Source organism: Sanguibacter gelidistatuariae (assembly GCF_900096585.1).
GTDB classification, from domain to species: Bacteria; Actinomycetota; Actinomycetes; order Actinomycetales; family Cellulomonadaceae; genus Sanguibacter; species Sanguibacter gelidistatuariae.
In genome coordinates this window covers 123282-136698 of sequence record NZ_FMYH01000007.1, presented here as the reverse complement: position 1 = coordinate 136698, position 13417 = coordinate 123282, and the positions used below count along the sequence as shown (strand labels likewise).

Annotated in this window: 11 protein-coding genes; 5 read left to right on the top strand and 6 right to left on the bottom strand. The window is 71.2% G+C overall.

Going from position 1 to position 13417, the window contains the following annotated elements; genetic code table 11:
• Positions 1-23: 23 nt before the first annotated feature.
• From BLQ50_RS15005 to BLQ50_RS14995, 3 genes are all read right to left on the bottom strand, one after another.
• Positions 24-2090, bottom strand: a complete 2067-nt coding sequence (locus BLQ50_RS15005) for a bifunctional aldolase/short-chain dehydrogenase (protein WP_093185326.1) — start codon at positions 2088-2090, stop codon at positions 24-26.
• Position 2091: 1 nt separating this feature from the next.
• The gene (gene rhaI, locus BLQ50_RS15000; RefSeq protein ID WP_093185324.1) at positions 2092-3267 is read right to left on the bottom strand and encodes an L-rhamnose isomerase; all 1176 of its coding nucleotides are present in this window, start codon (positions 3265-3267) and stop codon (positions 2092-2094) included.
• Positions 3268-3355: 88 nt separating this feature from the next.
• A complete protein-coding gene (locus BLQ50_RS14995) occupies positions 3356-3712 on the bottom strand; it encodes an L-rhamnose mutarotase (protein WP_093185321.1) in 357 nt (118 codons plus the stop codon).
• A 164-nt stretch (positions 3713-3876) separates the two neighbouring features.
• Between BLQ50_RS14995 and BLQ50_RS14990 the strand changes: the two genes are divergently transcribed.
• Genes BLQ50_RS14990 through BLQ50_RS14970 form a run of 5 tightly spaced genes read left to right on the top strand, consistent with a single transcriptional unit; the run spans position 3877 to position 8836 of the window.
• Entirely contained in the window at positions 3877-4920 is a 1044-nt protein-coding gene (locus tag BLQ50_RS14990; RefSeq protein WP_093185318.1) for a LacI family DNA-binding transcriptional regulator, read from the top strand.
• Between the two features lie 34 nt (positions 4921-4954).
• Positions 4955-6178 carry a Gfo/Idh/MocA family protein gene (locus tag BLQ50_RS14985; RefSeq protein WP_093185316.1) on the top strand — a complete coding sequence of 408 codons (1224 nt, stop codon included), beginning with the start codon at positions 4955-4957 and terminating at the stop codon, positions 6176-6178.
• Complete coding sequence (locus BLQ50_RS14980; RefSeq protein WP_245701279.1) at positions 6175-7263, top strand: glycoside hydrolase family protein; 1089 nt, start codon at positions 6175-6177, stop codon at positions 7261-7263. Before BLQ50_RS14985 ends, BLQ50_RS14980 begins: the two co-directional genes overlap by 4 nt.
• Positions 7264-7316: 53 nt before the next feature.
• Entirely contained in the window at positions 7317-8120 is an 804-nt protein-coding gene (locus tag BLQ50_RS14975; protein ID WP_175559150.1) for an alpha/beta fold hydrolase, read from the top strand.
• Complete coding sequence (locus tag BLQ50_RS14970; protein WP_093185311.1) at positions 8117-8836, top strand: esterase/lipase family protein; 720 nt, start codon at positions 8117-8119, stop codon at positions 8834-8836. The genes BLQ50_RS14975 and BLQ50_RS14970 overlap by 4 nt, the downstream gene beginning before the upstream one ends.
• On the opposite strand, the gene BLQ50_RS14965 is transcribed toward BLQ50_RS14970, so the two are convergent.
• Genes BLQ50_RS14965 through BLQ50_RS14955 form a run of 3 tightly spaced genes read right to left on the bottom strand, consistent with a single transcriptional unit; the run spans position 8823 to position 13415 of the window.
• Complete coding sequence (locus tag BLQ50_RS14965; protein ID WP_093185307.1) at positions 8823-11186, bottom strand: transglutaminase TgpA family protein; 2364 nt, start codon at positions 11184-11186, stop codon at positions 8823-8825. The genes BLQ50_RS14970 and BLQ50_RS14965 overlap by 14 nt on opposite strands.
• Positions 11183-12418 carry a DUF58 domain-containing protein gene (locus BLQ50_RS14960; RefSeq protein ID WP_093185304.1) on the bottom strand — a complete coding sequence of 412 codons (1236 nt, stop codon included), beginning with the start codon at positions 12416-12418 and terminating at the stop codon, positions 11183-11185. The genes BLQ50_RS14965 and BLQ50_RS14960 overlap by 4 nt, the downstream gene beginning before the upstream one ends.
• Position 12419: 1 nt before the next feature.
• Positions 12420-13415 carry an AAA family ATPase gene (locus tag BLQ50_RS14955; protein WP_093185301.1) on the bottom strand — a complete coding sequence of 332 codons (996 nt, stop codon included), beginning with the start codon at positions 13413-13415 and terminating at the stop codon, positions 12420-12422.
• Positions 13416-13417: the final 2 nt, after the last annotated feature.

Genomic DNA, 13417 nt, shown 5'->3' with positions numbered 1-13417 from the left:
GTCCCGTCCCCGCGGATCCGTCGCTACCGCAGGAACGCGGCAGCCACCCCCGAGTCCACCGGGATGTGCAGCCCGGTGGTCTGGGAGAGATCCGGCCCGGTGAGCGCGTACACGGCTGCGGCGACGTGCTCGGGGAGCACCTCGCGCTTGAGCAGCGTGCGCTGGGCGTAGTAGGCGCCGAGGTCCTGCTCGTCGACGCCGTAGACCGCGGCGCGCTTGGCGCCCCAGCCGCCAGCGAAGATCCCCGAGCCGCGCACCACGCCGTCGGGGTTGACCCCGTTGACGCGGATGCCGTGCTCACCGAGCTCAGCCGCGAGCAGCCGCACCTGGTGGGCCTGGTCCGCCTTGGTCGCCGAGTACGCGATGTTGTTCGGCCCCGCGAACAGGGAGTTCTTCGACGCGATGTAGATGATGTCCCCGCCCATCCCCTGGGCGATCATCGCGCGGGCGGCCTCGCGGGCCACGAGGAAGGACCCCTTGGCCATGACGTCGTGCTGGAGGTCCCAGTCCTGGGACGTCGTCTCCAGCAGCGGCTTCGAGATCGACAGCCCGGCGTTGTTGACGACGAGGTCCACCCCGCCGAAAGCCAGCGCGGCGGCGTCGACCAGGGCGGCGACGTCGTCCTCGCTCGTGACGTCGGCGCGGATGGCGATGGCGACGTCGGGCCCGCCGAGCTCGTCGGCGACCGCCTGCGCGCCCTCGAGGTTGAGGTCGGCGATGACGACGCAGGCTCCCTCGGCGGCGAGCCTCTCGGCGATCGCGCGGCCGATCCCGGAGCCGGCCCCGGTGACGAGCGCAACGCGGGTGGCGAGCGGCTTGGGCGCGGGCATCCGCGCGAGCTTGGCCTCTTCGAGCGCCCAGTACTCGATACGGAACTTCTCCGCCTCGTCGATCGGGGCGTAGGTGCTGATCGCCTCGGCGCCGCGCATGACGTTGATCGCGTTGACGTAGAACTCCCCCGCCACGCGCGCGGTCTGCTTGTTCTTGCCGTAGGAGAACATCCCGACGCCGGGCACCAGCACGATCGCCGGGTCGCCGCCGCGCATGGCCGGGGAGCCGGGGACCGCGTTGCGGTCGTAGTAGCCCGCGTAGTCGGCCCGGTAGGCCTCGTGCAGCTCGGTCAGCCGCGCGGTGATCTCCTCGACCGTGGCCGTGGCCGGCAGGTCCACGACGAGCGGCTTGATCTTGGTCCGGAGGAAGTGGTCCGGGCAGCTCGTGCCGAGCTCGGCGAGCGGGGCGAGGCGTTCGCGGGACAGGAAGTCCAGGACCACGTCGTCGTCGCAGAAGTGTCCGACCTGGGCCGCGTCGGTCGAGGCGAGCCCGCGGATCACGGGGGCTAGCTTGGCCGCCTTGGTGCGGCGGACGTCGTCGGGCAGGGCGGCGTGGTCGGCGACGAGCGCGCCGAAGGGGTGCGTGCCCTGTGCGGTGAGCTCGGCCGTGCGCTCGGCGATGAAGGCCTCGGCCCTGTTGATGATCTCGAGGCTGCGGGCCTCGGCCTGACCGCTCGTGGCGCCCCAGGCGGTGATCCCGTGCCCGCCCAGGATGCAGCCGATGGCTTGCGGGTTCGCGGCCTTGATGGCCGCGATGTCCAGACCCAGCTGGAAGCCGGGCCGGCGCCAGGGCACCCACACGACCGCGTCGCCGAAGCACTGCGCGGTGAGCGCCTCGCCGTCGGCGGAAGTGGCCAGCGCGATGCCGGAGTCGGGGTGCAGGTGGTCCACGTGCTCGGCGTCGACGAGGGCGTGCATGGCCGTGTCGATGGACGGTGCGGCGCCGCCCTTGCCGTGCAGGCAGTAGTCGAAGGCCGCGACCATCTCGTCCTCGCGGTCCACGCCCGGGTAGACCGCGGTGAGGGCGCGCAGGCGGTCCAGGCGCAGCACGGCGAGGTTCTTCTCGGTCAGCGTCCCGAGGTCGCCGCCGGAGCCCTTGACCCAGAGCAGCTCGACCGGCTCGCCCGTGACGGGGTCGGTCTCGCTGCCCTTGGCGGAGGTGTTGCCGCCGGCGTAGTTGGTGTTGCGGGGGTCCGCGCCGAGCCGGTTGGAGCGGGTGAGGAGGTCGGCGGCGACCGTTGTCGTTGTCGTCTTGGTCATCTCAGGCTCCCCATCCGGCCTGCGCGCCGCCGACGCGCTCGGCCACGATCTTCTCGGCGTAGCCCGATGCCGCGTAGGCGGCCATCGGGTCCGGGTGCAGTCCCTGGTCCTCGCGCAGGCCGGCGAGCAGCCCCCGCACGTCGGTGTTGTAGGCGTCCATCAGCGCGCCGTTCGCAGCGAGCACGTCGCCGGAGCTCTGCGCGGCCTCGAGCGCCACGGTGTCCACGAGCAGCGCCTTGGCGGTGGCCTCCTGGATGTTCATGACGGAGCGGATCTGCGCGGGGATCTTCGGCTCGATGTTGTGGCACTGGTCGAGCATGAAGTTCACGCCGGAGTCCGGTGCGAGCGCGCCGGCCGAGACGATCTCGTGCATGATCCGGAACAGCTGGAACGGGTCCGCAGCCCCGGCCATGAGGTCGTCGTCGGCGTAGAAGCGGGAGTTGAAGTCGAAGGCGCCCAGGCGCCCCTGGCGCAGCAGCTGCGCGACGATGAACTCGATGTTGGTGCCTGGGGCGTGGTGCCCGGTGTCCAGCACGACGACGGCCTGCTCGCCGAGGGCCAGGCAGTGCAGCAGCGCGGTGCCCCAGTCGGGGATGTCGGTCGCGTAGAAGGACGGCTCGAAGAACTTGTATTCGATGACCAGGCGGTGCTCGGGGTCGAGGGCGGCGTAGATCTCCGCGAGGCCCTCGGCGAGGCGGTCCTGGCGGGCGCACAGGTTGTCCTGACCCGGGTAGTTCAGGCCGTCGGGCAGCCAGAGCTTGAGGTCGGTCGAGCCCGTGGCACGCATGATGTCGAGGCACTGCAGGTGGTGATCGATCGCCTTCTTGCGCACGATCGGGTCCGGGTTGGTGAGCGACCCGAGCATGTAGTCGTCGTCCTGGAAGAGGTTCGAGTTGATCGCGCCGATCGTCACGCCGTTGTCGCGGGCGTGGGCAGCGAGGACCTCGTAGTCGTCGACGAGGTCCCACGGGATGTGCAGGGACACCCGCGGGGCGGCCTGGGTGTATCGATTCACCTGTGCGGCGTCAGAAATCTTCTCAAACGGGTCACGAGGGACACCTGCCTGTGCGAAGACCTTGAATCGGGTGCCCGAGTTGCCGAAGGCCCAGGACGGCAGCTCAATGGTCTGGGACAGAAGCGCTGCGCGCACCTGGGGGCTCAGCTCGCGTGCTGGCATTGTGGTCTCCACCTCGTTGTGAATCGTTTCAAGATGACAGTACGGAGTCATCCCGACTCCGGTCAAGCGGGAGCCGTCGCGCGGGAGTTCATGGCCGTTCGGTCGCCAGCCCAGCCGCCGCAAGCTGGCCCTCGAGGTGGAACACCTCGTCCAGGGCGACCATCCCCTCGTCCGGGCGCACGTCGTCAGCGACGAAGAACTCCCCCATCTCGGTCTGCCACCGCGCGTTGACCTCGGTCAACGCCATGGCGGCCTGCACGCCCTCGTAATCGTCGGTCTCCACAAAACCGACCAGCAGGCCGGTCGGGGACAGGAACAGGTGATAGTCGGACCAGCCCGCATCGCGCAACGCCTCGAGCATGTCGGGCCAGACGGCCGCGTGCCGCTCCCGGTATTCGGCGAGCCGGTCGGAGCGGACCTGGGAGACAAAACACACACGGGACATGAGTCCTCCTCTGATGGGCAAGCATCTGCGATACAGTGAGTGAATCGGTTCATTGCTGTGCTGGGGACGGTACGGTCACCATCCCGGCAGGTCAAGCGCCGATAGGATCATGTCGCGCGAGGCTCAACGACGAGCCGCTGCACCCCTCACCGAAAGGCCCCACCGTGACCACGACCGCCCCACGCCGGCGCAGCTCGATCAGCGATGTCGCACGCAAGGCCGGGGTCTCCGTGGGGACCGTCTCCAACGTGCTCAACCGGCCCGACCGCGTCTCACCGACCACCCGCGAGCGCGTCGAGGGTGCCATCGCCGAGCTGCAGTTCGTCCCCAACGGATCCGCCCGGCAGCTGCGCGCCGGCACGATCACCACGGTCGGGGCGATCGTCCTGGACATCGGCAACCCCTTCTTCACCGAGGTGGCCCGCGGCATCGAGGACCGTCTCGCCGAGGACGACTTCACCCTCATGCTCGCGAGCTCCGACGAGGATCCCGAGCGCGAGGCCCGCTACCTCAAGCTCTTCGAGGAGCACGGCGTCCAGGGCGTGCTCGTGGTCCCCTCGGGCGACGACATCGAGCCGCTGCTCGAGCTGCGCGCCCGCGGCGTCAACGTCGTGCTGCTCGACGCAACCTCACCGGTTCCGGACATCTCCTCGGCCGCGGTCAACGACGTGGTAGGCGGGCAGCTGGCCGGCAACCACCTCATCCAGGAGGGGCACACCCGGATTGCGTTCATCAACGGTGCGCACAGCATCCGTCAGTGCGGGGACCGCTACGCCGGGCTGCTGCGGGCCTTCGAGTCCGCCGGCCTCGACCCGACCGCCGACCTCGTGGAGATCACCGCCTCCGCACTCAACGCCGACGGCGGCGAGGCCGCGATGACGCACCTGCTCGCGACCACGACCGCCGGGGTCGACCGGCCTACCGCGGTCTTCTGCGTGAACGACCTCGTCGCACTCGGCGTGCAGCGCACGCTGCGCCGGGCCGGGATCGAGATGCCCGGTCAGATGGCCGTCGTCGGCTACGACGACGTGAACTTTGCCGGGGAGCTCGCCACCCCGCTCACGTCCGTCCGCCAACCCACCCACCAGCTCGGCTACCGCGCGGCCGACCTCCTGCTCTCCGAACATCAGCAGGGCGAGAAGTTCCGCCCCGAGCAGGTGCAGTTCCAGCCCGAGCTTGTCGTCCGCGCGTCGAGCAGCTCTTCCTGACACCTCACGCCCCACCCGACCGGAGCACACGACGATGTCTGACTCTGCACGTCCTACCCTGCCCTTCGACCCCTACGCCACCTATGCCTCAGCTCCCGCCGATGCGCCGACCGCGGCCGCGCCGTGGCCCGCGATCGGCCACGACCGGCCGATCCGCGTGGCCATCATCGGCACCGGGTCCGTCGCCCACCTGCACGCCCAGGCGATCGCCCTGGACCCGCTCGCGGTGACCGTCGCCTGCGCGGAACGCATCGCCGAACGGCTCACGGCCTTCGCCGATACCTACGACATCCCCGGTCGCTACGAGACGTTTGCCGAGCTGCTCGCGGGCGAGGACGTCGACGTCGTGCACCTGTGCACTCCCCCGGACGCGCACCGCGAGCAGACCCTGCAGGCCGTCGCCGCGGGCGTGCACGTCGTGTGCGAGAAGCCACCGGCGCTCTCCCTCGCCGAGCTCGACGACATGCAGCAGGCCTGCGACGATGCCGGGCTGGCCTTCGCGATCGTCTTCCAGCAGCGCACCGGAACCGGTGCCGCGCACGTGCGCGCGCTGCTCACCTCGGGCGCGCTGGGCAGGCCGCTGATCGCCCAGTGCGAGACCCTCTGGTACCGCGGGGCCGGCTACTACGCCGTCGACTGGCGCGGCAGGTGGTCCACCGAGGGCGGCGGCACGACCCTGGGGCACGGCATCCACCAGATAGACCTGCTCGCCCACCTGCTCGGCGACTGGGCGGAGATCAGCGCCCAGACGTGGCGACTGGACCGCGCGACCACCATGGAGGACGCCTCGACCGCGACCATCCTCTTCGCCAACGGCGTCGTCGCCACAGCCACCTCGTCGACGCTGTGCCCGCGCGAGACGAGCCACGTGCGCATCGACTGCGAGAAGGCGACGATCGAGGTCGAGCACCTCTACGGTCACGCCGGCCCCGACTGGCGCATCACGGCGGCCCCGATCGTCGACGCCGCCGAGGCCGCGACCTGGGCCTTCCCGGGTCACGACGAGCCCAGCGGGCATGTGCCCCTGATCCGCGAGACCTACCGGTCCCTGCGCGAAGGCACCGTCCTGCCCGACGTCGCCAGCTCGGCCCGCAGGCCGCTCGAGATCGTCACGGCGATCTACGCCTCAGCCGACGCCGGTGGGCGCCGGATCACCGCGACCGAGCTGCGCGAGCAGGCGCTGCTCGCCACGTCGCTCGAGAGCGCGGTCCGCGACCCACGCGTCGAGCTCGGGCTCAGCGTCAGCGCGTCGGTATGAGCGCCACCACAGCCGACTCCGCGGTCGACGCCGAGACGGCACCGCTCACCCTGAGCAACCCGACCCCCCGGGCCGCCGCCCCGCTCTTCCGCGATCCGATCTTCGACGGCGCGACCGACCCGGTCGTCGTCTTCAACCGTGATCTCGGGCAGTGGTGGATGTTCTACACCCAACGCCGCGCCACGGCCGAGGGCCCCGGTGTCGCCTGGGTGCACGGCTCCGACATCGGCGTGGCGGTCTCCGGCGACGACGGCGCGACCTGGCTGTATCGGGGAATCTTGGAGGGGCTCGACTTCGAGTGGGGGCGCAACACGTTCTGGGCTCCCGAGATCGTCTGGGCTCAGGGGCGATACCACATGTACGTCTCCTACATCCGGGGCGTACCGGTTCAGTGGCCGGGCCACGACCGCGAGATCGAGCACTACACGAGCCCGGACCTGCTGACGTGGACCCACGTGAGCCGCCTCGACCTCGGTTCGCACAAGGTCATCGACGCGTGCATCTTCCCGCTCGCCGGTGCGCTCCGCGCCGCATCACCCAACGACAACGCTGCCGACGACGCCGCCCCCGAGGGCACGGCCGCCTACCGGATGTGGTTCAAGAACGAGGCCGCCGACTCCCACACCTACGCGGCCGACAGCGACGACCTGTTCACGTGGACACCGATCGGCCCGGTGATCACCGGCCGCCCGCACGAGGGCCCGAACGTGTTCGCCCTCGGCGGGTACTTCTGGATGATCGTCGACGAGTGGCAGGGCCAGCGGGTCTACCGCTCGGGCGACCTGCAGACCTGGCACGGGCAGGGCCTCATCCTCGATCGGCCGGGCACCCGCCCGGACGACACGTCGATCGGACTGCACGCGGACGTCATCGTGCCCGGTGCGGTGTCGCTGGACACCATCCCGGCCGATGCCGAGCATGCGTACGTCTTCTATTTCACCCACCCAGGGCAGGACGGCGCGCCCTTCGGCGAGGTGACCTACGCCCAGCGACGGTCCTCGATCCAGGTCGCCCGGTTGACCGTGATCAGCGGCGAACTCGTGTGCGAGCGCTCCGACGTAGGCACCGTGGCGCTCGGCGGCTGACCTGACGCCCGCCGGGACGCTACGCTCTGCTCGAACACGAGAGAGGGTCACACGTGCCGCACACACTTCGCGCGTCGAGCGCCCCGAACGGCCTGAACATCCGCGTCACCCGGGTCGTCCACGACGGGCTGTGCCTGCGGGTGTGGCGGGCGAGCGTCGACGAGCTCATCGAGGCCGACTCCGCGGACCGCCACGACTTCGTCCTGGTCCACGGGATCGGCGTCTCCTCGCAGTACTTCGAGCGGCTGGCGCTCACGCTGGCCAAGGTCGGCATGGTCTACCTGCTCGACCTACCGGGCTTCGCCGGTGTCCCCCGGCCTGGACACCCGCTCGAGATCGAAGACTTCGGGGCCCTGGTGGCACGGTGGATCCAGGACGAGGGCCTGGTCGCTCCCGTCCTCGTCGGGCACTCGATGGGCGCCCAGATCGTCACCGAGGTGCTCGTCCAGCAGCCGCAGATCGCCACGCACGCGGTGCTCATCGGCCCTCCGGTCAACGTCGAGGAGCGGTCCACAACCCGCCAAGGGCTGCGCTTCCTGCAGAGCTCCGTGCGGGAGTCCTCACGCACCCGCCGGATCGCGATGAGCGGGTACCTGCGCTGTGGACCGTGGTGGTTCTTCCAGGTCCTGCCCCGGATGATGGCGTACCCGATCGAGGAACGACTGCCCCTGGTCGAGGCCTCGACGCTGGTGCTGCGCGGGACGCACGACCACGTCGCTCCGCAGGCCTGGATCGATCTCATCGCGGCACTGCCTGCCCAGGGCCGCTGGGACGAGATCCCCGGCGCCGCGCACGCCGTCATCTACGACCACTCCGACGCGGTCGCCGAGCACATCCTCGACCACCTGGGTCGATGACCAGGGCCCCGGCGGTCCTCCGGGCCGCGCGGGCGGGCTGGGCGTGGGGGACGGACTACGCCTATGTCACATGGCGTCAGGCCCGCGGGCTGCTGCGCCCCCGGGACCCCTCGGGACTGGCATCGGGGCCCCGGATACCGGTTGTGCTCGTCCCCGGGATCTACGAGACGTGGTTCTTCCTCGAGCCGCTCGCCCGGGCACTGCACCGGGCCGGGCATCCGGTCGTCACGGTCCCCGCACTCGGTCTCAACACCTTCGACCTCGAGACCTCCGCGCGCCTGGTGGCGGACCGGATCGCCGAGCTGGGCGGCCACCGGGTGGTCCTCGTCGCCCACTCCAAGGGCGGCCTGATCGGCAAGTACCTGCTGAACCGGCCGGGCCTCACGGACGCCGTCGTCGGCGTGGTCGCCGTGAACACGCCCTTCCGCGGGTCGGTCTACGCAACCCGCTTTCCTTCCCGCCCGGTCCGCGCCCTGGCCCCGCGGTTCCCGGACATGGTCGACCTCGCCCGCGACAGCACGTCCCACGGGCGGATCGTGAGCATCTACGGCGACTTCGACCCGCACATCCCGGGCGGGAGCGCGCTCGAGGGGGCCGTCAACGTCCATCTCCCGGTCATGGGGCACTTCCGTACCGTCGCCCACCCGGAGGTCCTCGCGGCCGTGACGGCGCAGGTCGCCCGGCTCGAGGAGACCTCCGCGCCTACCGCCGGGTAGCCGCCCGTCCAGGCCGCACCGGCACCCGCCCGGCCTTCCCGAGACCCGCGGACCGGGCGGCCTTGCGTGCCTGCTTCGCCGCGCGCAGCGAGGCCCGGGAGTACCGGCCGCGGACCCGCGACCAGACAGTGCCCTCAGAGCTGATCGCCGCGACCGACTGGTCGACGGTCTGCCAGTACTGGGTCACGATCATCTCGGTCGGCAGCGCGCCGGAGAAGACCGCGGCGTCGGCGTGCTCGGCGAGCGCCGTCGCGGGGATCCGCGGGTAGACAGCGGCCAGCGCCCGGGCCGTCTCGCGGCGGGTGGCGTCCGCGGGCGGCACCGTCCCGTGGTCGCGGGCGGTGTCGAGCACCTCGTCCCAGCCACCGCTGATCCGGGCGACGGGGTGGAGGGCCCGCTGGCGCCGGCGACGACGACGCCGCTTGGCCGCGACGATCAACAGCGGCGGCAGGAGCAGCAGGAGCAGCGGCACACCGACCGCGGTCGAGATGAGCACGATCCGGCGCACGTCGACGCCGGTCTCCGCGGGCTCGTCGTTCGCCTCGACGTTCGGCTCCTCGGCATCCTCCTTCGGTGGCACCACCGGGTCCGCCGGGGGCGGCGGCGGCTGGATGACCTGCGGCTGCGGCTCCTTCTCGACCGGGTCCTCGTTCTCCTGCGGCGTCTGGTTCGTGGGCGGCGTCGGGTAGTAGGCAACCCAGCCGACGCCGGCGTAGTTCACCTCGACCCAGGCCTGCATGTTGTCACCGGTGAAGGTGATCTTCTCCGCGCCCTGCTGCTCCTCGGACGGGATGAAACCGATGACCACCCGGGCCGGCAGGCCCTGCTGGCTGGCCATGAGCGCCATCGCCGAAGCGTACTGCTCGGCGTCGCCGACCATGACGTCGGCGCCGAGCAGCTCGGCGATCCGGCTGGCCCCGTGACCGGACAGCGACGGGTAGTCGCCGGATGCCTCGATCCCGTGGCTGAAGAAACCGGTGTCGTGCAGGTAGGTCTCCAGGTTGCGGGCGACGAGGGCCGCGGTCGTGGCGCTGGCCGAGACCTCCGAGGACCGGGTGACCACGATGTCCGGCACGCCGACAGGCGCCGGCTGGATGACGTCGCCGGGCCGCGCGGAGCCGATCTCCTCGTCGCTGGGCACCGCGGGGATCACCGCGTCGAGGGTGTACTTCTCCCCCTGCGTCAGCCCCGTGCTCAGCACGCCGGTCCCGGTCGCGTCGTTGAAGCGGAAGGCGTTGCGGGACCGCACGGCATCGCTCCCGTCGAAGCTGATCTCGGTGGTCTGCCCGACGGTGGGCAACCACACCCCGTCCAGGGCGAGCACCTCGACGTCGACCGTGACCTGGCTCCCGGTGACCGAGGTGGGGATCACGTCCCCGACCTTGCGGAAGGACCCCGACGCGGCGGGCTCGCCGTCGCCGAGGACGTTCCACACCACTCCGTCGAAGCTGTCCATGGTCGCCAGACGAACCACCCCGCCCTCAGGCAGGCCGCTCACCGCGAGCAGATCCGTCTCCTTGGAATTCTTGATGAACGCCCGGTAGGCCGACAGCGGGCTCGCGTGCTCACGCGGGTCGAAGGGCGGCACGACGACGCTGCGCAGCACGAAGCGGGGAACGTCACCGGCGACGAGGGGCGCCACCACCGTGCCGCCGCCGATCGCGAGGACGGCCAGCACCGCGAGCGACGCCGCGCGTCGGGGCTTCCAGTGCCCGCGGCGCCAGGCCGCCCACACCACGAGCAGGGCGGCCATCGAGGCGCCGATGACTGTGGCGAGCGTCCGGTCGACCGTGCCGAAGAGGATCGAGAGGACAAGTACGCCCGCGGGGATCATCGGCGCGACGAGGATGCGCAGCGGGTGCTTGCGCCCGGCGGCCACGCCTGCCGCCGCGACCACGGCGATGAGGCCCAGGACGTACGGCATGACGAGGGCGTTTCCCGTGGAACCGAGCGGCGGGTCGAGGGTGAGCACCTGCTTCCAGCTGGTCACGACCCCCTCGGCCAGGGCGACCAGGGTGTCGACGCCAGGCAGCACCCCCGCGGAGGTCGTGGACGGCACGGCCAGTGCGCCACCGAAGACCGCGTAGACGACGAGGGTCGCGGCGATCGTGGTGACCACGGGCCACCGGCGCACGGCCGCCAGGGCGGCGATCAGGGCGCCGAGGACCACGCCGCCGACGATCGCCGGGGCGGCCGCCGAGAGCCCGAAGACCGGGACGAGCGGCACGAGTGCGAGGAGCACCGCGAGGGCCATCACGACGACGTCGATGAGCTGGTCACCCGCGGTCCGCCGGGCGAGAGCTGTCGTGATCGTCCGCAGCGGTGCGGGGGCCGTGGAGGTGCGGGTCATTGGGTCACCAACCGTCGCAGCAGTCGGGGCAGGTCGGTGAGCTCGCCGAGCGTGGCCACGGACAGCGAGCCCTGGGTCCGCAGGCCGACCTCGGCTCCCGGGTCGCACTGCACGAATACGGTGCGCACGCCGGTGGGGATGGCGGCCGCGGAGGTGCGCAGCGTCGTCGGGCTGGCGACGGAGCCGGTGACCAGGAGCGCCATGGAGGCGCCCGGGACCGCGCGGGCCACCGTCTGGGCGAGGTCGCGGGCATCGGCTGCGCGCGGCGCGCCCACGATCGCGGAGCAGTCGTCGAGCAGGACCCGGGGGCTGCGGATGCGCAGGTCAGAGGTCGACGTCAGGGCGGTCAGGTCGAGGCCGTCCCGGATGAGCTGGACACCCAGGGAGGCGAAGGTGCTCACCGCGAGCTCGAACTCCTCGTCGCTCGCGTAGTCAGGGCGTTCGCTCGACAGTGCCAGCGCGGTGTGTGTGCGCCGGGTGTCCTCGAACTGACGGACCATGAGCGTCCCGGTGCGGGCGCTCGTGCGCCAGTGGATGTTGCGGCGGTCGTCACCGGGGATGTACTCGCGCAGCGCGTGGAAGGACATGTCGTTGTCCGAGATCGTCCGGGTGGCCTGACCTTCCAGGTCACGCAGCAACCCCGCGCGGGTACCGGCGAGCGTCACGATCGCCGGGTGCACGTAGAGCTCGACCGGGTCCGTCCAGCGCATCTCGCGGCGGGCCACGCCGAGCGGGTCGGCCCGCACCGAGCGGACCGGTCCGACGATGACGACGGCGCGCTGGGCGGTCGGGATCGCGTAGATCTCCTCGTGGACCGCGCCGGGGGCCATGCTCGGCAGCGCGAAGCTCGCCGCGCCGACGCCGACCGGCAGCTCGATGTGCGCGGGCAGCAGACGGCGCCTGCCGGCGTTGCGCACCTCGATCCGGCCCATGGCCCGCTCACCGACGGTGACGAAGTGGTCGGCGAGGTCGACGTCGACGGCGTAGCTCGAGCGGCCCACGGTCATCGCGACCGCGACGAGGAACGTGATGACCAGGACGCAGCCGGCCACGACCAGCTCGGCCCAGCCGTAGCGGCGCCCCGCGACGAGCGCGACGACGCCAGCCAGCAGAACCGACCAGCCCAGGCCGGAGAGGACCCCGGTCCGGGCGCGCACAGTCTGCGCTATGGCACGCGCCCGGATCACCGCCCTGGCTCTCCGGTCGAGCGGGGCGTCTGCTGGGTCGGTCATCTCAGGCGACCCGCTCCGACGGCGGGGTGGTCGAGGACATGATCCGCTCGATGATCTCCTCGGGCGTCGTACCCGAGAACTCCGCCTCGACGTCGAGCACGAGACGGTGCGAGAGCACCGCGACCGCGAGGTCCTTGACGTCGTCGGGGATGACGTATGCCCGGCCCTGGGCCGCGGCCCACACCTTGGCGCATCGCACAAGAGCGAGGCAGCCGCGGACGCTCACGCCCAGGCGGGTCTCGGAGTCGGTGCGGGTCGCCTCGGCGAGGCGGGCGATGTAGTCGTTGATCGAGCCGTCGACGTACACGGTCGCCGCGAGGTCGGCCATGTCGGCGATCGCCGCAGACGTGATGATGTGCTCGAGCGTGGCGGTGCGGTCGCGGGCGGCGGACCCGGCGAGGATCTGCACGGTCGAGGCGTGGTCGGGGTAGCCGAGCGACGTCTTGATGAGGAAGCGGTCGAGCTGGGCCTCGGGCAGCTTGTACGTGCCCGCCTGCTCGATCGGGTTCTGGGTCGCGATGACCATGAAGGGGCGACCCACGGAGTGCGTCACGCCGTCGACGGTGACCCGGGACTCCTCCATGACCTCGAGCAGCGCGGACTGCGTCTTGGGCGAAGCTCGGTTGATCTCGTCGGCGAGCACGACGGAGGCGAAGATCGGGCCCTTGTGGAACTCGAAGGCCGCAGTCTTCTGGTCGTAGATCGTCACGCCGGTCACGTCAGAGGGCAGCAGGTCCGGGGTGAACTGGATGCGGTGGTGGGTGCCGTCGACCGTGGCGGCGAGCGCCTTGGCCAGCATCGTCTTGCCCGTACCCGGGGCATCCTCGAGAAGGATGTGCCCCTCGGCGAGCATCGCCGTCAGGGCCAGGCGCACCACATGCGTCTTGCCCAGGACGGCCTGGCCGACGTTGTCGACGAGGGTGCTGAAGGTCTGGGCGAACCAGACCGACTGCTCCGGGGTCATGGTCGCCGCGGCAGTCGTGGGTTGCGATGTCATCG